The organism is Sorangium sp. So ce375 (genome assembly GCF_051473855.1).
Lineage (GTDB): Bacteria > Myxococcota_A > Polyangia > Polyangiales > Polyangiaceae > Sorangium.
On sequence record NZ_CP150335.1, the window covers coordinates 8,563,516 to 8,587,078 of the forward strand.

At 71.6% G+C, this 23,563-nt stretch carries 21 protein-coding genes; 15 read left to right on the plus strand and 6 right to left on the minus strand.

Going from position 1 to position 23,563, the window contains the following annotated elements:
* Positions 1-92 precede the first annotated feature (92 nt).
* Positions 93-740 carry a hypothetical protein gene (locus tag WME90_RS31720; RefSeq protein WP_437275774.1) on the plus strand — a complete coding sequence of 216 codons (648 nt, stop codon included), beginning with the start codon at positions 93-95 and terminating at the stop codon, positions 738-740.
* Positions 741-935: 195 nt separating this feature from the next.
* On the opposite strand, the gene WME90_RS31725 is transcribed toward WME90_RS31720, so the two are convergent.
* Complete coding sequence (locus WME90_RS31725) at positions 936-1,598, minus strand: hypothetical protein (protein WP_437275775.1); 663 nt, start codon at positions 1,596-1,598, stop codon at positions 936-938.
* A 258-nt stretch (positions 1,599-1,856) separates the two neighbouring features.
* Here WME90_RS31725 and WME90_RS31730 point away from each other — a divergent pair, with 258 nt between their 5' ends.
* From WME90_RS31730 to WME90_RS31740, 3 genes are all read left to right on the plus strand, one after another.
* On the plus strand, positions 1,857-3,017 hold the full coding sequence (locus tag WME90_RS31730; RefSeq protein WP_437275776.1) for a hypothetical protein: 1,161 nt from the start codon (positions 1,857-1,859) through the stop codon (positions 3,015-3,017).
* 129 nt (positions 3,018-3,146) lie between these two features.
* Positions 3,147-4,289, plus strand: a complete 1,143-nt coding sequence (locus tag WME90_RS31735) for a hypothetical protein (protein WP_437275777.1) — start codon at positions 3,147-3,149, stop codon at positions 4,287-4,289.
* Between the two features lie 389 nt (positions 4,290-4,678).
* Positions 4,679-5,146, plus strand: coding sequence for a hypothetical protein (locus tag WME90_RS31740; protein ID WP_437275778.1), 468 nt, complete (start codon positions 4,679-4,681; stop codon positions 5,144-5,146).
* A gap of 7 nt (positions 5,147-5,153) precedes the next feature.
* Here the strand turns inward: WME90_RS31740 and WME90_RS31745 are convergent, their stop codons facing one another.
* Positions 5,154-5,378, minus strand: a complete 225-nt coding sequence (locus tag WME90_RS31745) for a hypothetical protein (RefSeq protein ID WP_437275779.1) — start codon at positions 5,376-5,378, stop codon at positions 5,154-5,156.
* 638 nt (positions 5,379-6,016) lie between these two features.
* Positions 6,017-7,549 carry an NADP-dependent phosphogluconate dehydrogenase gene (gndA, locus tag WME90_RS31750; RefSeq protein WP_437275780.1) on the minus strand — a complete coding sequence of 511 codons (1,533 nt, stop codon included), beginning with the start codon at positions 7,547-7,549 and terminating at the stop codon, positions 6,017-6,019.
* Between the two features lie 963 nt (positions 7,550-8,512).
* Here gndA and WME90_RS31755 point away from each other — a divergent pair.
* From WME90_RS31755 to WME90_RS31765, 3 genes are all read left to right on the plus strand, one after another.
* Positions 8,513-10,018, plus strand: coding sequence for a serine/threonine protein kinase (locus WME90_RS31755; protein ID WP_437275781.1), 1,506 nt, complete (start codon positions 8,513-8,515; stop codon positions 10,016-10,018).
* Positions 10,019-10,087: 69 nt separating this feature from the next.
* The gene (locus WME90_RS31760) at positions 10,088-11,191 is read left to right on the plus strand and encodes a hypothetical protein (protein WP_437275782.1); all 1,104 of its coding nucleotides are present in this window, start codon (positions 10,088-10,090) and stop codon (positions 11,189-11,191) included.
* Positions 11,192-11,417: 226 nt separating this feature from the next.
* Complete coding sequence (locus WME90_RS31765) at positions 11,418-12,137, plus strand: hypothetical protein (protein ID WP_437275783.1); 720 nt, start codon at positions 11,418-11,420, stop codon at positions 12,135-12,137.
* 201 nt (positions 12,138-12,338) lie between these two features.
* On the opposite strand, the gene WME90_RS31770 is transcribed toward WME90_RS31765, so the two are convergent.
* Positions 12,339-12,695: an arsenate reductase family protein gene (locus WME90_RS31770; protein WP_437275784.1), complete on the minus strand. Its 357-nt coding sequence runs from the start codon at positions 12,693-12,695 to the stop codon at positions 12,339-12,341.
* Positions 12,696-12,956: 261 nt separating this feature from the next.
* Between WME90_RS31770 and WME90_RS31775 the strand changes: the two genes are divergently transcribed.
* The 3 genes from WME90_RS31775 (at position 12,957) to WME90_RS31785 (ending at position 17,607) form a co-directional block, all read left to right on the plus strand.
* On the plus strand, positions 12,957-14,579 hold the full coding sequence (locus tag WME90_RS31775) for an ABC-F family ATP-binding cassette domain-containing protein (RefSeq protein ID WP_437275785.1): 1,623 nt from the start codon (positions 12,957-12,959) through the stop codon (positions 14,577-14,579).
* A 128-nt stretch (positions 14,580-14,707) separates the two neighbouring features.
* Positions 14,708-17,266 carry an ATP-binding protein gene (locus tag WME90_RS31780; protein WP_437275786.1) on the plus strand — a complete coding sequence of 853 codons (2,559 nt, stop codon included), beginning with the start codon at positions 14,708-14,710 and terminating at the stop codon, positions 17,264-17,266.
* 92 nt (positions 17,267-17,358) lie between these two features.
* Positions 17,359-17,607: a hypothetical protein gene (locus tag WME90_RS31785; RefSeq protein ID WP_437275787.1), complete on the plus strand. Its 249-nt coding sequence runs from the start codon at positions 17,359-17,361 to the stop codon at positions 17,605-17,607.
* Positions 17,608-17,901: 294 nt separating this feature from the next.
* Here WME90_RS31785 and WME90_RS31790 read toward each other — a convergent pair whose 3' ends face one another.
* Both WME90_RS31790 and WME90_RS31795 read right to left on the minus strand, forming a co-directional pair.
* Complete coding sequence (locus tag WME90_RS31790) at positions 17,902-18,285, minus strand: hypothetical protein (protein ID WP_437275788.1); 384 nt, start codon at positions 18,283-18,285, stop codon at positions 17,902-17,904.
* A gap of 180 nt (positions 18,286-18,465) precedes the next feature.
* Positions 18,466-19,101: a hypothetical protein gene (locus WME90_RS31795; protein ID WP_437275789.1), complete on the minus strand. Its 636-nt coding sequence runs from the start codon at positions 19,099-19,101 to the stop codon at positions 18,466-18,468.
* A gap of 459 nt (positions 19,102-19,560) precedes the next feature.
* Here WME90_RS31795 and WME90_RS31800 point away from each other — a divergent pair, with 459 nt between their 5' ends.
* The 5 genes from WME90_RS31800 (at position 19,561) to WME90_RS31820 (ending at position 23,562) form a co-directional block, all read left to right on the plus strand.
* Positions 19,561-20,400, plus strand: a complete 840-nt coding sequence (locus WME90_RS31800) for a YceI family protein (protein ID WP_437275790.1) — start codon at positions 19,561-19,563, stop codon at positions 20,398-20,400.
* A 199-nt stretch (positions 20,401-20,599) separates the two neighbouring features.
* Positions 20,600-20,998, plus strand: coding sequence for a hypothetical protein (locus tag WME90_RS31805; protein WP_437275791.1), 399 nt, complete (start codon positions 20,600-20,602; stop codon positions 20,996-20,998).
* 31 nt (positions 20,999-21,029) lie between these two features.
* Positions 21,030-21,911 (plus strand): DUF692 domain-containing protein, encoded by an 882-nt coding sequence (locus WME90_RS31810; protein ID WP_437275792.1) that lies wholly within the window; start codon positions 21,030-21,032, stop codon positions 21,909-21,911.
* Positions 21,908-22,834, plus strand: coding sequence for an HvfC/BufC N-terminal domain-containing protein (locus WME90_RS31815; protein ID WP_437275793.1), 927 nt, complete (start codon positions 21,908-21,910; stop codon positions 22,832-22,834). The genes WME90_RS31810 and WME90_RS31815 overlap by 4 nt, the downstream gene beginning before the upstream one ends.
* Positions 22,831-23,562, plus strand: coding sequence for an RNA polymerase sigma factor (locus tag WME90_RS31820; protein WP_437275794.1), 732 nt, complete (start codon positions 22,831-22,833; stop codon positions 23,560-23,562). The genes WME90_RS31815 and WME90_RS31820 overlap by 4 nt, the downstream gene beginning before the upstream one ends.
* Position 23,563 lies beyond the last annotated feature (1 nt).

Consider the following 23,563-nt stretch of genomic DNA (forward strand, 5'->3'; position numbering starts at 1 on the left):
GCCGCGACATCGCATCTCGCTCCCGCCGGCCTCGCTCCGTGGCGAGGCCGGCCCTCTGCGCACCCGCCGAACGCTGCTATGCTCCGCGGCCCATGTCGGAGCTCGCCCAACTTCTTCGCCAGAACGCCCCGATAGCTCGCATCGCCGAGCACCTCGACGGCCTGACGCACGAGGAGCGCCGCCGCGCCCTGTCGACAACGACGCGCGCGGATCAGCGGGCGCTCTATGCCGCCGCGGGCCACGCGCTCCCGCTCACGCTCGACTTCTTCGTCCCGGACGGCACCCCGCCCCGCGTTGCGGTTCATCACGAGGGCAGGAACAGCCTTCCTCTCCCGTCCGCGCTCCGCTCCTTCGAGAAGCGTTTTGCCTTGCCCGAGGACGGCAGCGCCCGGCTCTTCGGCTACAACGAGGGACTCACGCGTCCGTGGATCGGCCCGGGCTTCTTCGTCGCGGTCCCGACGGCCGGCAATCCTGTGTGGCAGGAGCGAGGCGCCGTCGTGATCGACTACTTCCAGGTCCCTGACGGCCCCGTGCCTGACGGCTGGCCCCGGGTCGTCCCCAACAGCAGAGGACTCCAGTTCTTCGTCTACAACGGAACACGTGATTTCATGCGTCGGGTCTCGAAGGACGTGTCGATCGGCGCCGCGTTCAAGGGCGAGACCGCGCTCGACCATTACTTCACGCTCTGCCGCTCGCCGTCCGCTTTAAAGCCCGATCTCGTCGATCGAGCGCAGAAATGAGCCGCCAAGACGCCAAGAACAGAACATGTTCTTGACGTTTTTGGCGGTTCACCTCTGTTGCATGCAGAGCAGAGCGGCGGTCACCCGCACAGGAGACGGGCCCAGATCGGCGTTTTCGGCGCGCAGGCGCACTCCGGTGCGCTGAGCACCGAAAACGTCGAGGTGGGCCCGTATCCGAAGCGGGTGACCGTCGCTCTAGTTCGGCTGCGTCCCCCCGCCCAGCCGCGCGACCATCCCCTTTCGCAGGAGCCCCACCTTGTTCCGCATCGCGATCACTTGCTGCCGCATCCCGTCCGCCTGCTCGGCAAGGTCGACGATCCCCGCGGCCGTCGCCGCCTGGGCGAGGGCGCGCGCGTCCTCGGCGAGGCGCCCCATGCGCCCTTCCACCTCGTCCATCGCCGCCACCACCTCGTGGATCTGCTCCGGGGTCGTCGCGTCCCGCTGGCGCGCCGCGGTCTCCTGCACCAGCTGGTTGATGCTCCGCCCTTCCTCCCCGAGCGCCGCGAAGCGCTGGAACAGCTCCCCGAGCTGCTCCGCCCGCCGCTTGATCTCCTCGCCGCGCGCCGCGAGCGCCGTGGCGGTCGCCTCGTGCCGATCCCGCGCCGCGGCGATCGCCGCGATGAGCGACCCGAGCGCCATGCTCACGCGCTGCTGCGCCTCGGCGGCCTCGGTCGTCGACTTCGCGGCGCGCTCGATCCCCTTGCGCGTATCGAGGGACAGCCGCCGCGCCGACTCCGCGAGCTCCTCGAAGCGGAGGAGCTCGCGCTCGAGCGCGCGCGCCGACTCCGCGAGCTCACCCCCACCCTTTCCGTGATCGTCCTTCCCGCCCCCGCGGCCGTTCTTCTCACGCTTGTTCACGTTGCATCCCCTCGACCGCCCCCCGCGTACGTCCGCCTGAGGCGCCCTGCATCCTGCACGATCCCCGGCCCGCGCGGCAGCCCCGACGCCGCCTCCGGCCCGTTCCGCCGGGAGGAGAGCGGCGACTGCGCAGCTCCCACCGGTGTCAGAAAACCCACCTCCCGGAACGGCTCCGCCGTTTCGCCGGCGGGCGATGTGCGGACCGGTGTACTGTATCAAGACGGCGGTTCGTACGTCGGACGCACCTCGGAGGAACGGATGCGAAGCGCGTGGCTCGTCCTCGTCGGAGTTCATGCCCTGCTGGGCTGCGGGACGGCGCCTCGGAGGGAGCCGACCGCCGACGCCGACCCCGCGCGCATCAGGGTCGCCGCCCCGAGCGCGGTCCCGGAGAGCTCGACCGGTGAGGCGCGCGCCGCCCTGCGCGCGCCCGAGCAGAAGGAGCGCGCCGCCCTCCGCCCGTCCCGGAGCCAGCGCGCCCGCGACAACGCGCCCGCGGCCCCCAAGGAGCGCGCCCCGATCCCCCTGCCCGACAAGGCGAGGGCGCCTGTCCGCTCGCCTGGGAACGACCGTCCGCCCGCCCGCTCGCCCGCGACGGAGCGCGCCCCGATCCCCCTGCCCGGGAAGGGCAGCGCCGCGCGCTCGCCCGACGCCGACTGCAAGGCGCTCGGCCCGGAGGTGCAGAAGGCCTCGCGGATGATCGAGGTGCTCCGTCAATCCGACCTGAGCACCCCGCCCGACGTGCTCGGGAGGATCGCAGATCGGCTCGATCTCTGGGCGCGCGCGGCCGCGGCCCAGGCCTCCGATCCGGAGCTCGCCCAGGGCGCCAGGGACATCCGGGAGAGCTTCGCCCGGACCGGCGCCGCGGTCCGCAAGCTCCGCGCGTCGCTCGACGCGCGCGATCGCAAGAACGCCGGTCTCGCGCGCGCCGGCCTGGAGCGGGAGCTCGACCAGGACGCCAAGGTCGTGAGGGCCATCGCCGCCCGCTGCAAGAGCAACCCGTATGAGCCGATCAAAGGCAAAGCCCACATCCCGCCTCACGTCGTGCGGAGCGTCGTCCAGGAGCGCTTCGGCGAGATGCGCGCTTGCTTCGAAAAGGGCCTTCGCCAGAACCCCAAGCTCGAAGGACGCCTGCCCGTCCACCTCGTCGTCGATGGCGAGGGGAAGGTCACCTATGCGGGTGACGCCGACCGCCCGCCCGCGGACGCGCCTCTCCTCATCGCGCTGCCATCGCCCGGCGCGACGCCGTCGTCGTCACCCGCTCCTCCGCTCCGCGATGCCAAGGTCATCGGCTGCGTGCTCGAGGTCTTCCGCAGCCTCCGATTCCCCTCCGCCGCTGACCACAAGAGCGTCGCCACGGTGGTCTATCCCGTCGTCTTCGGTGTGGACGACAACCGCTCTCCAGCTACCTCTGCCAAGTGACGCAGGGCGCAATCCCAGCGGCGAGGCGCTGCAACCTTGCCGTCCGAGCGAGGGCGACGCCAAGCACGCTCGAGGCCTCACCTGCAAAGTTATTTCCTTCTTTGGGGCCCAAGGGTAAGCATTCCCCCGATGAAGCTCTCGCTCACCGAGCTCCAGGACGTCCGCCGCACGCTCGCGGCGCGCATCGTCTTCGGTCTCTCCACGCCCGGCACCGAGATCGCCGCGCTCCCTGCCTACCTCGCGCCGCCGCCGGAAGGGATGACGGGGCGCGCCGTGGTGGTCGACGCGGGCGGAACGAACCTGCGCGCCGCCGTCGTGGAGCTCTCGCCGGGCGGCGTGTCGCGCATCGTCGCCGGGCCCGAGCCCGCGAAGTTCCCGGGCGGGCCGGAGATCGCGGGCGATGCCTTCTTCGACGTGCAGGCGGAGCTCGTCGAGCGCCTGGGCGCCGTGCACGGCTTGCCGGTGGGGTACTGCTTCTCGTACCCGTCGGAGACGCTGCCGTCGCTCGACGCGCGGCTGCTCCGCTGGACCAAGGGCGTCCAGGTCCCTGGGGTCGAGGGCACCTGCGTGGGCGAGCGGCTCGGCCGGGCGCTCAGCGCGCGGAGGCTCCGTCCCGGTCCGGTCCGGGTGCTGAACGACACGGTCGCGAGCCTGCTCGGGGGCGCCTTCGCGCACGGCGGATCGCAGCCCGGGGCGTTCATCGGGCTCATCGTGGGGACGGGGACCAACATGGCCACGTTCCTCCCGGCCGGACGGATCCCGAAGCTCAAGACGGGGCACTTCGTCGCGCCGATGGCGGTCAACCTCGAGAACGGCAACTTCAACCCTCCGCACCTCCAGCCCTTCGACGCGGAGCTCGACGCGAGCTCCGAGAACCCCGGGGCGCAGCGCTTCGAGAAGGCGGTGTCCGGGGCCTACCTGCCCCGGCTCTTCGGGCGGCTGTGTCCGGATCATGCCCCCCTGACGAGCGCCGCGGATCTCGTGCGGCTCCGCGACGAGGGCGCCGGGGATGTGCGGCGGGTGGCCGGTGACCTGCTCCAGCGCTCGGCCGATCTCGTGGCTGCGGCGCTCGCGGCCGTCGCCGACGTGCTCGAGAGCCCTCCGGGCGTCGGTATCCTCGCGGAGGGCAGCCTCTTCTGGGGCGATCCCCGCTACGCGTCGCGGGTGCAAGAGACGCTGCGCACCCTCGTCGGCTCGCGCGTCGAGCCCCGGGTCACCCGGCTCGAGCATGTCAACCTCATCGGGTCGGCCTGCGCCGCGCTGTTCGCCTGATCGGCCACGCGCGCCGCCTCCCCTCGCCGCTCCCTCCGCGGCGCGGGCGGCGCCGGCCCCGGCGGCGCGCGGGTTGAGCGGTCAGGCGGGGAGCACTGGGATGCCCGGCGACCTTCGCCATGTCCTGCCTTCGGGGGGCCGCTTCAGCGCGGCCAAGGCCATGTCCGCCTGGCTGCGCGGCGGTCCCCGGGCGGCAAGATCACACATTTCTGGCCGAATCCGTTTTTTGCGACCACCATGGCGCAGCGTTGACCCCCTGGAAGGAGCTCGACCGGTGATGTGTGGAACCATAGCGCCCTTCGGCCTTGCCGGACCGGTCGGGCTGGCGGGGCGCGTCCGGTCGTCGCGGGCGAGCCCCGGTAGCCGGAATGGCTATTGTCATTAGAGAGATGCTCCCGTCGAACCGCAGACTCGCGTTCCGCAGGCAGCCGCACCTGCTCGATGACTCCGGGAGCGTCGGCGTGTGGATCACGCAGCCGGCAGGCATGGTCGTGCAGCTCCTGCGGGACACCGTGGCGACGGGCGACATCGCGCGGTTCATCTCGGTCGACGCGTACCAGAGGCTCGTGAACGTCATGCGCCCCGGGGAGCGGGCGTTCTTCATCTACGACATGGCGCTCATGGTGCGGTACGAGAGCGAGGCGCGCGTGGTCCTGACCCAGTGGGGGCTCAACGTGCGCGACAAGATCGAGCACATCGTCGTCCGGCCGCCCCCGGAGATGAACAAGCTCGGACGCATGGGGATCCAGACGATCGCGGCGGCGATGAGCCTGGCGGGGGTGCAGCTCGACATCGTGGACGACCTCGAGCCGTTCCTGCGCGAGCAGAACCTGCGGCCGCGGATCAGCCTCACCTGAGGTCGAGTTATTCGGATCGCCCTCCGGGGGCTTTTGCGATGTCCTCGGCGGCCTCCTCTCGGGCGGCTCGCTCCGCTCTGCAGTGCTCGCAGTAGCGCTCAGCGTCCCACTCCACGTCCTCGAGGCCCAGCCTCCGCACCCACGCGAGCTCCCACCTCTCCCTCGCGCTCAGCTGCTTCACGTTCCCTGAGCGGGGCATGTCGCTCGTGTTGTTCCGTCGATGGTTGGACATGGGCGGGCGCTCCTCCCGATCTGCCGCCGCCCATTCTGCCGTCAACGACGCTGCCCTCCAAGGGCTCTCTCGCCCAAATCACCCACAAAATCGATAACTTACGTTTGACTGTCCGAAACTCACGGCATCAGATGATTTCTTTTCATTGCTCGCGGCGCTCGTCTGTTGCTCGTCTGTTGTCGTCAGTTGTCGTCAGTTGCGAGGCTCCATCAGACCCCGCTCGCCCCTGCCGCGCCGCCCGCTCCCGGCGAACCCCCAGGCGCGACAGTCCTGGCCGTTCGACAGCTGCTCTGCCGCTGCTAGCGCGCATAGACGCGACGACCGCCCTCGCCCGCCGGGCGGCGCTCAAGCCGTGATGCGGAGCGCGCAAGCTCGCGCTCCCCCCTCGGGCCGAGGGGACCCAGAGCGGCGGTCACCCGCACAGGAGACGGGTCCAGATCGGCGTTTTCGGCGCGCAAGCGCACTCCAGTGCGCTGAGCACCGAAAACGTCGAGATGGGTCCGTATCCGAAGCAGGTGACCGCCGCTCCAGAGCCCGTTCACGCCAGAACGAGGAGGAGAGCGAGCGCCGAAGAGGATGAGGCGAGAGACGGGAGACAGGAGACGGCAGCGGGAGGGCGACGGGGATCGCGCCGGGCGTCAGTGCCCGCCGCCGGTGCCCTTGATGTCGAGCTGAGGACGGGAGGGATCCGGCCAGTCGAGGTGGAAGAACTTCCCACGCGGCTGATCCGTGCGCTCATAGGTGTGCGCGCCGAAGTAGTCGCGCTGCGCCTGCAAGAGGTTCGCAGGCAGGTGGGCCGCGCGGTACCCGTCGTAGTACGAAAGGGCCGACATGAACGCAGGCGCCCAGACGCCGTTCTGCGCGGCGATCGACACCACCTTGCGCCAGTTCGCCTGCCCCTGCTTGATCTGATCGTTGAAGTACGGATCGAGCAGCAGGTTCGTCAGGCGAGGATTGCGCGTGTACGCCTCCGTGATCTTCTGGAGGAACCGAGCGCGGATGATGCAGCCGCCGCGCCAGATGCTCGCGATCGTGCCGAAATCAAGCTTCCAGTTGTACTCCGCCTGCGCCGCCGCCATGAGCTGGAAGCCCTGCGCGTAAGCGCAGATCTTCGAGCAGTACAGCGCGTCCCGGATCGCCGTGATCGTCCCCTGGCGGTCGGCGACCGGGGCCGGGATCGGGCCCGAGAGGTGCTTCGAGGCCTCGACGCGCTCGTCCTTCAACGCCGAGAGGCAACGGGCGAACACCGCCTCCGCGATCGCATTCGCAGGAATGCCCATGTCGAGCGCGTTGCTGCTCGTCCACTTGCCCGTGCCCTTCTGCCCCGCCGTGTCGAGGACGAAATCGACGAACGGCTTGTCCTTCTGGACGGGATCCTTCTGCTGGAGGATATCGGCGGTGATCTGGATGAGGTACGAGTCGAGATCCCCGCTGTTCCACTCCGAGAAGACCCGAGACATCTCGTCCTTCGACATCCCGAGCAGCCCGTCGAGGAGCGTGTACGCCTCGCAGATGAGCTGCATGTCGATGTACTCGATGCCGTTGTGGACCATCTTCACGTAATGGCCCGCGCCGTTCGGCCCGATGTACGCCGTGCAGGGCACGCCGCCCTCCACCGGCTTGCCGGGGGCCGCGCCCTCGATCGGCTTGCCGGTCGCCGGATCGACCTTGGCGGCGATCGCTCGCCAGATCGGCTCCAGGTGCTGCCAGGACGCGGGATCGCCGCCGGGCATCAGCGAGGGGCCGAAGCGCGCCCCCACCTCGCCGCCGGAGACGCCCGAGCCGAAGAACTTGCACTGCTTCGCGTAGTCCTGCTCCCGGCGGATGGTGTCGGTCCAGAGCGAGTTGCCCAGATCGACGACGATATCGTCCGGCTCGACGCCGGCCTCGATGAGCTGCTTGACCACCATGTCCACCGGCGGACCGGCCTTGACAAGGATCACCGCCTTGCGCGGCTTCTTCAGCGCGCGGACGAAGTCCTTCAGCGTCTCGCAGTAGACCAGGCCGCCGGGCGTGCTCGGGTTCCTCGCGACGAAGTCCTTCGCGACCTGCACCGTGCGGTTGTACACGGCGACCTTGAACCCGTGGTCGGCCATGTTGAGCGCGACGTTCTCGCCCATGACGGCCAGCCCGATCATGCCGATGTCGCAGCTGGATGTGGCATCATTCATCCCGGTTCTTCTCCTTCACACGTGGCCCTTTCGCCGTCAGCGACCGCTGTGCTGCGCGGCCAGGACGACGGGTCAGCAAGACGCGAGCCGCGAGCCGCGGGCCACAGGCCCGCGCGCTGTCGATCTCGTTGGGTCGGCTGGGAGCCACGGCCGCGCATTCTGAGCAGGCCGGCGGCGCGGCGTCCAGTGCGCTCGCACGCCACGCTCGCGCCGTCCCGCTCGCCAAGCTCTACCGCGTGAAGCTCGACGAGGCGCTCGCCCGCGCCGCGCGCGGTGAGCCCCGCGCCCCGCCGGCGTTCGCGCGGCCCCTCTACGCGCTCGCGGCGCCGCGAGCGGCGGTCCCCGGCGGCGCGCGCGAGGTCGACGAGGCGACGAGGATCGCGGTCTCCGGCAACTTGTCCTTGGGGCTCCGGCTCCGCTTGACTTCGCACCTCAGCCGGCTCCGCGTGCTCATCGCGCTGTCCTGCGACGTCGAGCGATCGGCCAGGGTATCACCTCGAGCACCCGCGCGGCCAGGCGCGGGTGCTCGAGATGATTTTACACGGCCTGCCGCAAGCTCGATATCGGCGGGTCCGACGTGTTCCACGGATCCCGGCTGCTCGCGGTGCTCGTGCTCTGACGATGCCTCTGGTGATGCCTCCGGCGATGCGGTGTGTCTGTCGTGAAAAACGATCGGAACGGACGGGCGCCCCATCGCGGCTGCGGGGCCCTTTGTCCCCTGGAATCACGGGGTTTTCTCGCCGACGACGGTCAAGACGCGGCGCGAGCGGCGCGCGTGGCGTGCGTGGGCGTGCGTGACGCCGAGCAGCGCAGGAAGCGCACCCGGCGCAGACCTGGCGAGCATCACCTACATTGGGAGTTCGATGTGGGGAGTCTCACTGCCCGCGAGTTTGTAAGGTCTGCAAGTTAACGAGTGCGGTCGTCCGACCAAGTGGTGTAACCTCGTTCGACGCGGGTGAGACTATGTCGCTGAACTTCAACGAGGGGATGCTGTTCGCTGGTAGGTACCGCGTCGTGCGCAGCATCGCGACGGGTGCGATGGGGGCGGTCTACGAGGTCGTCCACGTCGAGACGGATCGCCGGCGGGCGCTCAAGGTCATGCACCCGCACCTCGCCGAGAACCCGGAGTTCCACGCGCGGTTCAAGCTCGAGGCGCGCATCGCCGCACGCATAGCGACCGAGCACATCGTCGAGGTGTTCGACGCCGGGATCGACCTGGACACCGGCATGCCGTTCCTTGTGATGGAGCTGCTCCGGGGCGAGGAGCTCAGCAAGCGCATCCGCCGCGGCGGGCGTCTGCCGCCGGAGAGCGCCATCGCCTACCTGCGCCAGACCGCGCACGCCCTGGACAAGACGCACGCGGCCGGCGTGGTCCACCGCGATCTGAAGCCCGCGAACCTCTTCCTCGCGGCGAGCGACGACGACGACGAGATCCGGATCAAGGTGCTCGACTTCGGCATCGCGAAGCTGGTCGCCGAGACCGCGGTCGAAGGGGCGAACACCGCCGCCCTCGGGACGCCGCTCTACATGGCGCCCGAGCAGTTCAGCGGCGAGGCGATCACGCGGGCGGTCGACCTCTTCGCGCTCGGCATGATCGCGTACACGGCCCTCGTCGGCAAGGCCTACTGGCTGAACGACATGCGCGAGTACAGCAACTCGCTCGCGTTCGCGGTGATCGCGATGCACGGCCCGCAGGAGCCCCCGTCCGTGCGCGCGGAGAAGGAGGGGGTGAAGCTGCCCCCGGGCTTCGACGCGTGGTTCGCGAAGGCGACGGCGCGCGAGCCCGGGGCGCGCTTCCCGAGCGCTTTGTCCACGGTGGAGGCGCTCGCCGAGGTCTTCGACATCGCCCCCTTGACGGTCAGGTCCTCGCGCCTGGCCGTACTGGAGACGCCGATCCCGCGGATGAGCCACGCGAGCCAGGGGCCCGCGTCGTCGATGCCGGTGGCCGCCCAGTCGTCCAGCACGGGCGTTGAGACCCGGGTCGGCACCGGCTCCGGCTCCGGCACCGCCGCGACGCCGAGGAGCCGATCCGCGCTTGCTGTCGCGGCCATCGCCCTGGTCGGTGGCAGCGCCATCGCCTTCGCCGCGTTCAGCAGGGGCGGGTCCCCTGCCCCCGGCCACACCGAGCATGCACAGGTGACGCAGGCCGCGGCCGTCGCGCCGCCCTCCACGCCGCCCGATGCCGCCCCTGGCGCAACGCCGCCCGAAGCCGCCCCTGGCGCAGCCCGCCCCGAGGCGTCCGGCGCGCCCGGGCCGACCGACCTCGCGGCGTCCGCGAGCCCCGCCGCCGCGCCGCCCGCGAACAGCAGCCTGGCGATCGCTCCCGAAGTGCTGGCGACAGCGAAGGCCTCGCCGGCGCCGCGCACCCCGGCGCCGCCGCCCGGCGCCTGGCGCAAGATCGCGCCGACCCCGACCGCCTCCCCCTCCCCCTCGCCGAAGCCCCGGGAGTCGCTCTACGGAGCAGACTGAACGCGGCCCCACAACCCGCTGATTTTTTGCCTCGGGCGGTCCCAAAGGAGGTATCTCATGTTACCTCCGATGCGAACCTTCTGGCCCGGCTCCATCTTGAGCGGATACCTGTGCCTTGCTATCGCCGCTCCGGCGAACGCGCAGCCTGACGCCGTGGCCGTGGCCGAGTCGCTCTTCAACCGGGGCCTCGCGGACATGCTGGCGGGCAAGTTCGAGAGCGGCTGCCCTGCCCTCACCGAGAGCTATCGGCTCGATCCTCGCCCGGGGCGCCTGTTCACGCTCTCCGAGTGCGAGGCCAAGTGGGGGCGCACAGCGACCGCTGTCTCGCGCTACAACGACTTCCTCGCGCTCTACTCCCGCATGTCGGAGTCCGAGCAGATCAAGCAGTACGATCGCTACAAGATCGTGCTCGAGCAGCGCGACGCGCTCGTGCCGCTCGTTCCGCAGCTCACGCTGTCGCTGCCGAGCGACGCGCCCCCGGGGACGCTTGTGCAGCGCGACGGCATCACGCTGGAGGGGCCTTCGCTCGGGATCGCGCTCCCCGTCAACCCGGGGGAGCACGTCGTGACGACGAGGGCGCCAGGCGGGCCCACGCACGAGGTGCGGTTCACGATCGAGAAGTCCGAGCAGAAGACGATCGAGCTCGAGGTGAAGCTCCCCGAGGCGGCGCCCGCGACACCGACGGATCAGCCGCCTCGGCAAGGCGCCTTGCCCCCCTCGCACCAGGACGAGGGCGCGTCGCGGACGCCGGCGCCAACGGGGACCAGCGGCCGACGCGTGCTGACCTACGTGACGGGCGGGCTCGCCCTGGGCGGGCTGATCGCCGGGGGGGTGACGGGGGCCATGGCGCTCAACGAGAGCCGCCGCGCGGACGAGGATTGTGACGACGTCGGCTCCGGCAGGTCGGTGTGCAGGACGCCCGAAGGAGAGGCCGCTGGAAAGCGCGCGAAGGACCTGGGGCTTGTGAGCACGATCGGCTTCGGCGCCGGGGCGGCGCTGGCCGGCACGGCGCTGGTGCTCCTCTTGACGGAGCCCTCCCCGTCCAGCTCGCAGGCCAGCGCGGCCACCGGCGCGCACGCCGGCGCCGCGCCCCACCCGAAAGCCGGCGCGGTGAGCTGGTCGCTGCTCGCGGGGCCGACCGGCGGCGGCGTCGTGCTGCGCAGCCAGTGGTGAGCGAGCCCGCGCGGTTCACCGCTTTCGCGCGCGCACGGTAGCGCGGCGCAGGCGCGGCGCCTCACAGCCACGTTGCGGGGTGGCGTTCAAGGGAAATCCACGACGAGCTCGCCACGCATCGTCGAAACCTTGCGCCTCGTCGTCGAGGCGCGGTCGAGTGTAGTATTCATGCAAAACTACAGACCGACGCGCCCGAGCGGGTGAGGCGGTGAGGAAAGGGCAACTCATGATCACGAAGACCACGATGGCCATGTTCGCGGTCGCAGCCTCCGGTCTGCTCGCAGGCTGCACGGAGACGCTCGACTCGCAGCAGATCAAGACAGGAGGGATCTCGGCGACCCTGGAGGCGATCGCCGAGAGCGCGTCGTCGACGACCCTGCGGGCCACCCTCAAGGCCGGCGGCGACGAGAGCAATACGTACATCATCCTCAGCGCGGGAGATCGGATCTCGGCGACCGTGGACGGCGACGAGGTCGAGATGGCCGCCGAGAGCGCCGGGGTCTACGAGGCCGGCGTCAACGTCGGCGCGGGAGGCACCGAGATCAAGGTGCTGCTGGACCGAGACGACGACGACGACGACGACGCGACGAACAACGTGGGGACGCTCCCCGACCCGTTCGACCTCGAGGCGCTGCCCCGGGAGCCGGTCCCGCGCGGCGAGGACCTCACGGTCGCGTGGTTGCCCAGCGCCTCCGGGGACGACATGGTGATCGACGTGAAGGGCGACTGCATCTTCTCCAAAACGTTCGATGTGGGGGGCGACCCGGGGACGTACACCATCGACGCGGGCGAGCTGGAGGCGACCAGCTCGCAGGAGCCCGAGAGCTGCGACGTGGACCTCGTGATCCGCCGCACGCGCAACGGCACGACGGACAACAACCTGGACCCGGAGAGCTCGTTCGAGCTGAGCCAGGTCCGGAAAGGCCGCTTCACCTCGGCCCCCTGAGGCGCCGCGCCCCTAGACGCTTCGGGCCGCGGCGCCACGGCCGAGGTCGCTCGTCCGAACGCGACGAGCTCAGCCAAGCAGCGCGGCAGACTCAGCCAAACAACGCGGCAGACTCAGCCAAACAGCGCGGCGGACTCAGCCAAACAACGCGGCAGACTCAGCCAAACAACGCGGCGGACTCGGCCGAACAGCGCAACGAGCTCAGCCGAACAGCGCGGCGTAGTCGTCCTCGCGAAAGCCCACAAGCACCCGGCTCCCCTTCACCAGCACGGGCCGCTTCACGAGCTTCCCGTCCTCGGTGAGCCACCGAGCGACCTCGTCGTCGCTCGCGGCGTCCACCCGCGCCTTGCCGAGCGCGCGGTAGCTCTGTCCGCTCGTGTTGAGCCACCGGCGCACCGGGAGCCCGCTCGCGGGGACCCACCGGGCGAGCTCCGCGGCCGTCGGCGGCTCGTCGACGATGGGGCGCACGGCGACGTCGATGCCGCGCTCGCCGAGCCACTTCAGCGCTCGCTTGCAGGTGCTGCAGCCGGCATAAGAGAGGATCTGGACCTTGCTCATGCCGGCCCTTCTGCCCTCTCGGCCCCGCGACATCAAGCGCGGATGAGCGTGAAAAAGGGGATAGAAAACGCGCCCATAGCAGGAGAGAAAAAAAAGGGCTCCTGTGCAATGCGCCCGAGGGCGAGCAATGCATCGATTGACCGCGGGTCACGGCGCGCGCCGTGTTCAAGGCCGCCTGCGACGGAAGAAATGCCACAGCGCGCGACGGGCCGTCTGGTATAGGGGGCGCGGAAAGGAGCCGCCTCCTGCGGCAGCGCCCTCGTGATCCGTCTCGATTCCATCAGCAAGCAGCACGGCAAGCAGATCCTCTTCCTCGAGGCCTCCGCGGCGGTGAACCGCGGCGAGAAGGTCGGCCTGGTGGGGCCGAACGGCTCGGGCAAGACGACGATCTTCCGGATGATCACCAAGGAGGAGGCGCCCGACGGCGGCCAGGTCGCGATCGACCGCGGCGTCACCATCGGCTACTTCAGCCAGGATGTCGGCGAGATGACGGGCAGGAGCGCGGTCGCCGAGACCATGGACGGCGCCGGCCCGGTCTCCGTCGTCGCCGCGGAGCTCCGCGAGCTCGAGGCCGCGCTCGCCGACCCCGAGCGCATGGATGAAATGGAGAGCCTGATCGAGCGCTTCGGGCAGGCCCAGGCCCGCTACGAAGAGCTCGGCGGCTACGCGCTCGACGCCAAGGCGCGCGAGATCCTCGCGGGGCTCGGCTTCAGCCAGGCCGTGATGGACGGCGACGTGGGCGCCCTCTCGGGCGGGTGGAAGATGCGCGTCGCGCTCGCCCGCATCCTCCTCATGAGGCCCGACGCGCTCCTGCTCGACGAGCCGACCAACCACCTCGACATCGAGTCGATCATCTGGCTCGAAGGGTACCTGAAGCAGTATGCCGGCGCGCTCGTCATGACCTCGCACGACCGAGAGTTCATGAACCGCATCGTCACAAAGATCATCGAGATCGACGGCGGCGAGCTCACCAGCTACTCCGGCAACTACGAGTTCTACGAGCAGCAGCGCGCCATCAACGAGCAGCAGGCCGAGGCGCAGTACGAGCGCCAGCAGGCGATGCTCGCGAAGGAGATGCGCTTCATCGAGCGCTTCAAGGCCCAGGCCGCCAAGGCGGCGCAGGTCCAGTCGCGCGTGAAGAAGCTCGAGAAGATCGACAAGGTCGAGCCGCCGAAGCGCAGGAGGACGATCCGCTTCGAGTTCAAGCCCGCGCCGCGCTCGGGCGACGACGTGGCGCGGCTCGCCGGCGTGAAGAAGTCGTTCGGAGATCGCCCCATCTACGACGGGTTCGACCTCCTGATCCGCCGTCGGGAGCGCTGGTGCGTGATGGGCGTGAACGGCGCCGGCAAATCCACGCTCCTCAAGCTCATCGCGGGGGCCGCCGCCCCGGACGCGGGCGAAGTGAGCGTCGGCGCGAGCGTCAAGCTGGGGTATTTCGCGCAGCACGCGATGGAGCTCCTCGATCCGACCCGCTCGGTCTGGGAGTCCATCGTCGCGAGCTTCCCCCAGGCCTCGATTGGGTCGCTCCGCACGCTCGCCGGCGCGTTCGGCTTCTCCGGCGACGACATCGACAAGCCCTGCCGGGTCCTGTCCGGCGGCGAGAAGGCCCGCCTCGTGCTCGCGATCATGCTCTACGATCCGCCGAACTTCCTCGTGCTCGACGAGCCGACGAACCACCTCGACATGGCGACAAAGGAGATGCTCGTGGACGCGCTCGCCTCCTTCGAGGGCACCATGCTGTTCGTCTCGCACGATCGCCGCTTCCTCGCCGCGCTGTCCAACCGCGTCCTCGAGCTGCTGCCCGACGGGCCGCGCGTCTACGGCGGGGGATACCAGGAGTATGTCGCCCAGAGCGGCCATGAGGCGCCAGGCATCCGAAGCTGACCTTGGCCGACGTGGGCGCGTGAGCCCGCGGAGCGCGAGCTCCGTCCGGGCTCCATCCTGTTTCGTCGATTCGACTCGACGCGAGGGGAACACGTGCCCGACGTTTCGCGCTATCGTGGGGATCCCTGATGGATTCGCTCGGTAGACCGACCTCAAAGCGGCTCTCCGACTTCGTGCAGCGCCAGCACGACGCGATCCTGGAGGCCTGGAAACATCGAGTCCAGGCGCTCAGCCCGGCGCGGCGGTCGCCGGCGCCGATGCCGACCGACCAGCTCCCGGACGTCCTCGCTTACATCGCTGAAGGCACGCGCAGCGCGGACGCGAGGGCCACAGTCGACCGGAGGCTCCGGGGGGTCCCCGGGCTGCACGCGCTGAGCCGGCTCGCTCACGGGTACGACCTCGCCGACGTCGTGATGGAGTACGCGGCGCTCCGCGCCGTGATCCTGGAGCTCTGGGAGCGGGACGGCGGCGGGAGCGGGGGGCGCGAGCTGATCCAGCTGAACGCGACCATCGACGAGGCGATCGCGGACGCCGTGTCGCGCTACCAGACGGCGCGCGTGCGCCTGCTCCAGGTGCTCGACGCCATCTCGACGGCCGCCCTGGGCAGCAGCGATCTGGACACCTTCCTGAGGGCGCTCCTCCGCGCCACGCAGGAGGTGGCGGCGGCCGTGGACGTGGCGCTCGTCCTGCTCGGAGACGGGGACGCCCTGGAGGTCCACGCGACCGCCGGCCTCGACGGCGGGCCGCTTCTCGGGCCCTCGCTGGAGGCGACGCGGGAGTTCGCCCGCGCCGTGCTCGCGCTGCGCGGGCCCACGTCGCTCGACGCCGCGGTCGGGCTCCTGCCCATGACCGCCCGGGAGATCCGGGCGCGGGGGATGCGCGCCGTCTACGGCGTGCCGCTGATCCACGAGGGGCGCCCCATCGGCGTCGCCGTCCTCGGCTCCCGCAGCGCTAAGGAGTTCTCCGAGGACGACACGCTGATGCTGCGCACGATGACCTGCCGGGCGACCGGGATCATCGTGCAGGCGCAGCTCGTCGCGAAGGAGCGCGCGTCGCGGCGCCAGGCGGACGACGCCCGCGCGCTGCTCGCGGCCGTGGTCGAGCAGCTGCCGGCGGGGCTCGTCATCGCCGAGCCGCCGACGGGGCGCATCCTCATCGCGAACTCCCAGGCCTCGGCGATCTTCCGGCTGCCGCGCATCAGGGTCGGGGGCCTCGACGACTACGCCGTCGGCCTGGGCTTCGATACGCAGTCGGGCAAGCCGTACGAGGCCAGGGATTGGCCTCTCGCGCGGACGATCATGACCGGCGAGACCGTGATCGACGAGGAGATCGACATCCTCCGCAGCGACGATACGCGGGGGCGGATCCTCGTGCGCTCGGCGCCGGTCCTGGATTCGGGCGGGCGCGTCGAGGCGGCCGTCGCGACCTTCTTCGACATCACCGAGCGGACGCGCGCGGAGCGGGGGGAGCGCTTCCTGGCCACCGCGAGCGCCGCCCTCAACGATTGCCTCGATTTTCAGGGCACGCTCGATCGGATAGGCCACCTCACGGTCCCCGAGTTCGCGGACTGGTGCGTCATCCAGACGCTCCCGGACCTGGAGGAGGCGCGGGGGGGAACGGCGACGCACGCGCGCCCGGAGGATCTCCAGAGGGCGCAGGCGCTGCTCCGCGAGCTGGATCCCCCGCCGGCGCTGACCGCGCTCCTGGAGCGGGCGCTCTGCAGCGAGCGGCCGGAGCTCGTCCGCGACCTGTCGCACCCGGCGCTCGCCTCGCTCGACGAGCACGGCGCCTTCCGGCGGTTCGTCCAGGCGCTCGGGATCTCGTCGGCCATGGTGGTCCCGATGGTCGCGCGCGGCCGCACGTTCGGCTGCATCACGCTGGCGACCACGGGGTCCGATCGGGTCTACGACGAGGTGGACCTCGCGGTCGCGCACGATCTGGCGCAGCGGGCGGCGCTCGCCGCGGACAACGCTCGCCTGTACGAGACGGCGCAGCGCGCGATCGAGCTCCGGGACAACGTGCTCGCCACGGTGTCCCACGACCTCAGGAACCCCCTGAGCGCGATCCTCACGGCGGCCGCCGTGATGACGAAGCGCGCAGCGGCGCGGGAGGAGAAGGGCGACACGAAGGCGATCCAGGCGATCCAGCGCTCTGCGCACCGGATGGATCGGCTGCTCCAGGACCTGCTCGACTTCGCGAGCCTGCGCGCGGGCCGGCTGGCGCTGCGCCCGCAGCCGCAGGATCCGCGGGAGATCGGCAGGGAGGCGGTGGAGACGTTCGAGTCGCAGGCCCACGAGAAGGGGGTCCAGCTGGGGCTCGTGTCGGCCGATGACGTCCCGCTCGTCGCGTGCGATCGCGATCGGGTGCTCCAGGTGCTCACGAACCTCCTGAGCAACGCGCTCCAGGTGACGGGCGCCCAGGGGGCGATCACGGTGCGGTGCGAGCGCCGGGAGGAGCACGTCGTCCTCTCGGTGGCCGACACCGGGCCGGGGATCCCGGAGGACGAGCTGCCCCACCTCTTCGAGCGGTTCTGGCGCGGCCAGCGGAACGGCTACAAAGGCACCGGGCTCGGGCTGGCCATCGCCCGGGAGCTCGTGGCGGCACACGGGGGGACGATCCACGTGGAGAGCCGCGTGGGGGTGGGGACGACCTTCAGGTTCACGATCCCGGTCCTGGACGACGACTGAGCCTGGGGCGGCGGGCAGACAGGGCAGCCGCCGCAGGGGAGGAGTGGACGATCGAGCGCGCCGGTCCCAGGAGTCCTCGGGAAGGAGGGAACATGGGAGTCGAAAAGACGCACGATCCGCCGGGCGCGCCGCGCTCCGGGAACGAGGTCAGCCATGAGAAGCGGCCTCCGCCGCAGGCGGATGTCCCGGGCGTCCGCGGGCCGGTCACGCCGTCTGGCGAGCTCGAGGACACTCCGCCCGACGAGGTCGACAGCTGGGGCAGCGAGGGCGGCGCCGGGTCGTACGCGGGGGGACCGATCGTGTCGGCGACGATGCAGCAGCGGAAAGCAGGTCGCCGGTAGGCCTGTAGGTGCAACAAGCGGGTCGCGACCGGGCTTGCACCACCTGCAAGCGGGTCGCGACCGGGCTTGCACCACCTGCAAGCGGGTCGCGACCGGGCTTGCACCACCTGCAAGCGGGTCGCGACCGGGCTTGCATCACCTGCAAGCGGGTCGCGACCGGGCTTGCACCACCTGGTGCAGCTCGTGGCGCCCGATGAGCCACTGAACTTTATCAATGGGCGGCCTCGGACGAGTAGTAAGGAGCGCCCATGCCGAAGGGTCGCAGGAAACGGACGCCCGATCGAGAGCTGCCGCTCAAGGCAGCTGCGCGGAGCTGGGTGCACACCGCTTCATGTAGGCCGGCTCGGGGCAGCCGTCGTGCGTCAGGATCTCGCCGTCCAGGCACTTCACGAGCGCAGCTCGGATATCGAGGCACCTCCCCCGCCCCGCCGCGACACATCGGTGCTCCGTGGTGGTCCCGTTGGCGCAGCCGTCGAGCTGCCCCTCGGGGCACTCGAGGAGCGGCCCAGTCGAACAGTCGTTGTCGCGCCGGTCGCCCGCCGCCGTCGTCGACGTCCCCTGGGTCGGCGGCTGCTGGCTGGAGCAAGCCGCGCTCGAGACGAGCGCGAGCCCCGTGAAGACGAGCCCCGTGAGAGAGAGGCTCGGGCCCCGACGGGGCGAGTCGCTGCGCGTGTTCATACCGTCGTTCTCCGTGGATGAAGCCCGGCCGCGGGACCCCGAAGGCGGGTCGCCGCCCAGGCGGCCGGCAGCGTACTCCACTCCAGGGGACGACATGGTCCCGGCGCGCGCTCGCCTGGTTCCGCGAGCGCGGCCCCGGTCAAGAGCCCGATGGCCCAGGCCAAAACCCGATGGCCCAGGTCAAAACGCGCCGCCGCCGTGCGCGAGCAGCGACCAGCTGTCGCCGCCCGTCCGGTTCGTCACGCCGCCGATGGTCAGGTCGTCGAAGAACGCGGGGCGGAAGTTGAACCGAGCGCCCACCTTGACGTTGCGCGTGACGAGCCGCTCCACGCCCGCGGTGAGCGGCACCGACACCGCGAACGCGTCGCCGCCGCGGCCCGCCCAGCCGATGTAGCCCACGCCCCCGACCACGAACGGCTGCACGATCGCCTCGTCCGCGCGCAGGATGTTGTAACGCAGGCCCGCGTCGAGCGAGGTCATCAGCAGCGACTTCCCCTCGATCGTTCGCTGGTTCACCGAGCCGGTGTAGTTGGCCTCGACGGCCACGCGCGGCGACATACTCCCGGTCACCCGCACGTTCCAGCTCGGCCCGATGCCCGCGGCGCCGCCCACGTAGCCCAGCACGCCGAACCCGCCCTCGACCGCGACGGTGGGCTCCGGGATGCGCCGGATGAGCGGTTGATCCGCCGGAGGGATGTTGCCTGTCGGTCGGAGGGGCTGATCCCGCCCCGCCGCGCCCTGCGCCTCCGCCGCACCAGCCAGCGCCATCATTCCGGCGGCGGTCATGGCAGCCGCCGCGAGTCGTCGCGTGCTCATTGCAGTTGTCTCCGGTTGGCTCGTTCCGTCTTCGACGACCGCCTCGTGCACACAGCAGGCCACATGCGGCTGTGCAGCGCAGGCCCGGAGGACGTCGCCCTGCGCCGCGCACAGCCGGCTGCGCCGCGCACAGCCGGCCGCCACCGAAACCACGGCGCGGCTCGCACGTATCTCGGACGTGGAACCGAACATGGAACCTGATGTGGAGCCGCACGCAGCGCCGTGCGCACGACCGCTGCTCTCGAGGCGGCCCGCAGGGCGAGCAGCGCCTCGGCGAGCGCTCTGTCGATCCCTTAAGCCGCGGCGTCGCCTGGGCCAGGCGACGCGTCGAGCGGGCGAGCGAGCGGCGACGACGACCCCGATCTCCCTTCCCGTGCGCCGGCCTTCCTGGTCAAGTGGAGGCCGCCGCGCGCCGTCGTGCGCCGGCGCGCAGCAACCCGAGAGAGCCAGGAGGCGAGCGTGAAGACGATCCGGACAAGGACCTTGCTCCTCCTCGCGCTCGCGGCCGCCAGCCAAGGCGCGGCCGCGTGCCAGGGGGAGCAGCCGAGCCTCGCGCCCGCCGCGACCGAGCTCAAGGCGCCGGAGGCGAAGGCGCCCGCCGCGGCGGGTTTCGCGATCGACCGCGCGAGCAGCAAGGTCGAGCTCGTGATGGACGCGCCGCGGGAGAAGATCCGCGGGCGCATCACGGGCGCGGCCGGGGGGACTTTGCAGGTCGACCCCGCCGACATCACGAAGACGACGGGCCTCATCACGGTCGACCTCGCCACGATCGAGCTCTTCCAGACCGCCGTGGGCGACGACGGCAAGCCCGGCGAGGAGAAGAAGAGCGATCTGCAGAACGAACACGCGCGCACCTGGCTCGAGATCTCGAAGGACACGCCCGACGACATCCGGGCGAAGAACGAGAAGGCCCAGTTCGCGATCCGGTCGATCTCGACCTCCGGCGAGAAGGACCTCTCGAAGCTGTCCGGCGCGGAGCGGACGGTGACGGTCACGGCGTCGGGCGACCTCCTTCTGCACCAGCGGCAGTCCCCGAGGACGGTGGAGCTCATCGCGACGTTCAGGTACGAGGGCGACAGGCCCGCCAGCGTCACCGTGAAGACGGCGAAGCCGTTCCCGGTGGGGCTCGCCGAGCACGACGTCCGCCCGCGCGAGGCGTTCGGAAAGCTCGCCCAGAAGACGCTCGAGGTGCTGTCGCCCAAGGTCGCCAAGGAGGCGATGGTGTCGCTCGATCTCACCGCGACCGCCGGCGCAGCGGCCACGGCGCCGGCGCCGGCCGCAGACGGCGGCGCGCGGTGAGCGCCGCGCGAAAGTAGGCCGTTGCGGCGCCGCAGCGGCTCTGGGATGCCACGGCGATCCGGATGCCGCCGGGGAGCCGGATCACGCCTCGCCCCCCGGTGGGCGCAGGCCCTTCGAGACGACAACGGCGGGCGCAGGCCCGTCGAGACGACAACGGCGGGCGTAGGCCCGTCGAGACGAGAACCAGAGGAGCCACACGATGCTGTCGAAGAAGAGCATTTACGAGACCCTCGCCGCGCTGAGCGCTGGCGCCATGGTGATGAGCGGCTGCGCCGGCGCGCAGGCGCCGGTCAACGCAAGCGAGGTTCCCGCCGAGCAGACCGCCCCCGCGCCGGCCGATCCCGCGCCGGCCGAGACCACCTCCGGCGATGCCGCCGCGGGCGCGAACGTCCCCGCCTCCCCGGCCGATCCCGCGCCGGCGCCCGACGCGCAGCCCGCCCCGACCTCGCCGCAGGTCGCGCCCACCGCCACCCCGGCGGCCACGGCCGCCCCGCCCGTGCCGCCCACCGCCGCCCCGGTCAAGCCCGCCGCCAAGAAGACGGGCGCCGCCGCCAAGAAGCCCGGCCACGCGGGCTGCGGCCAGGGCACCTGCGGCTGATCGCGGCCTGCCGCGCCCTCCCCGCACCCCCATGACCGGCAGCGCGCTCACCGGCGTCGGCCTCGGGCTCCGATGGGAGTTCCTCGACGAGGTGCTCGCGGCGCTCGACGCGCCCGATCGCGACGCGCGCGACGCGGCGCTGCCCGTCCCCTTCTTCGAGCTCTCCCCGGAGAACTACATGCGCCGCGGCGGCTATTTCCCCGCCGCGATCGAGCGCGTCCGGGAGCACCGCCCGATCCTGACGCACGGGCTCTCCCTGTCGGTCGGCGGGATCGATCCGCTCGACGCCGGCTACCTGCGCGCGCTCGGCGGGTTCCTCGAGCGGCTCGATCCCCCCTTCCACAGCGATCACCTCTGCTTCTCCGGGGTCGACGGCAGGTTCGTGCACGACCTCCTGCCGCTCCCGCACACGCCCGCGGCCGCCGCCCACGCCGCGGCCCGCATCCGCGAGGCGGAGGACCGGCTGGGGCGCCCGATGGCGATCGAGAACATCACCTACTACCTGGTCCCGGGCCGCGCCTCGCTCGACGAGGCCGACTTCCTCGTCGAGGTGCTCGAGCGCGCCGGCTGCGGGCTCCTGCTCGACGTGAACAACGTCCACGTCAACGCCCGGAACCACGGCTTCGACCCGGTCGCCTTCCTCGAGAAGATCCCACCCGAGCGCGTGGTCGCGATGCACGTCGCGGGGCACGAGTGGCGCGACGACGCGGAGGTCCTCGTCGACACCCACGGCGCGCCGGTCATCGCCCCGGTGCTCGACCTGCTCGCCCGCGCGGTCGCGCGGACCGGTCCGGTGCCGGTCGTGCTCGAGCGCGACAACGACGTGCCGCCGCTCGGCGCGCTGCTCGCGGAGCTCGCCGAGGTCGACGCGGCGTACCAGCGGGGGCTCGCCGCGCGGGAGGCGCGGGCGTGAGCGCGCGCGACAGCGAGGCGCGCGGGGTGCCTGAGCCGCGGGAGACGGCTGAGCCGCGCAAGGCGCCGAACGAGCCGCCGCCGGAGCTCGTGGCGCTGGAGCGGGCGCTCCAGCGGAGCGTGAGCGCGCCGGACGGCGAGGTGCTCGCGGGCGAGCCCCGCGCGTGGCTCGCCCGCGCCGGGCTCGAGGGGCCGGACCTCGAGGCGATGGCGGCGCTCCCGCCGAAGCGGCTGCTGCTCTACCGGAGCCTCATCCGCCGCGGGCTGACGGGCGCCATCCGCGCCGGGATCCCGCGGACCGCGGCGCGGCTCGGCGCGCGGTTCGAGGCGGACGTGGCGCGCTTCATCGAGGCGGAGCTGCCCCGGTCGCGCTACCTCCGCGACGTCGCCTTCGAGTTCGTGGGCTTCGCTGCGCCGCGCTGGGCCGGGGATCCGGAGGTCCCCGCGTACCTCGGCGACCTCGCGCGCCACGAGCTGGCCGCCTTCGCGGCGGCGTGCGCCGAGCAGGACGACGACGAGGCCGGGGCGCCGGGGACGCCGGGTGATGCGGCGCCGCCCCACGAGGAGCTATCGCTCGACCGGGGGGCGCGCTTCCAGCGGGCCGCGGCGCTCGTGCGCTACGAGCACGCGGTCCACAGGCTGCATGGCGACGAGGCGGCGCGCGACGTGCCGGCGCGCGAGCCCACGCGCCTGCTCGTGTACCGTGACGCCGCGCACGACGTGCGCTTCCTCGAGCTCACGCCGCTCGCGGCGGAGATCCTGGGCCGCCTCCTCGCGGGCGCCGCGCTCGGGGCGGCCGTGGTCGAGGGCTGCGCCGCGCTGGGGCGCCCGGTCGACGGGCCCGTGCTGGAGAGCACCGCGGCCCTCCTGAGCGATCTGGCCGAGCGCGGGGCGCTCCTCGGGCCATCGGCGGCGCCGCGATGATCGCCGGCGCGCAGACGGTGTATGCCGTCAGGACCGCCATGGACGAGCTCGCCCTGAACGAAGCGATGGACCGGTACGCGTGCGGCGACGCGCGCGCGTTTCCGGAGCTTCACCGCGCGCTCGCGGCGCGCCTCCTCGCGTACCTCACCCGCATGTGCGGCTCGGAGACGCTCGCGGGCGACCTGACGCAGGAGACGTTCCTGCGGATGCACCGCGCCCGATCGAGCTTCGCCCGCGGCGGCGCCGTCGCGCCCTGGGCCTACGCCATCGCGCGCAACGCGTACCTGGATCACGCGCGCGCCCAGAAGCACCGCAGCACCGAGCGCCTCCCGAGCGATCCGGGCGCGGAGCCGCCGGACGCGCGCGGCGCGGACGCCGAGGCGGTCGCGATCGCCTCCGAGACGGCGCGGGCGGTGGAGCGCGCGCTGGCGTGCATCCCGGCGTCGCAGCGCGAGGCGTTCATCCTCCTCCGGTACGAGGGGCTGAGCGTGCAGGACGCCGCGGCGATCCTGGGGACGACCACGAGCGCGGTGAAGCTCCGCGCGTTCCGCGCCTACGAGGCGCTGCGGGCGGCGCTCGACGATCTCAAGCGGCGGCCCGAGGCGGAACGAGGCCCGGAACAACGCGTGGACAGGGACGACGAACAGCCCGCTGCCGCAAAGCCGGAGCGGGGCGGCCGCCGGAGCAAGGGGCAGGGCGGCGTCCGGGGAGGTGCCGATGGCGAATGAG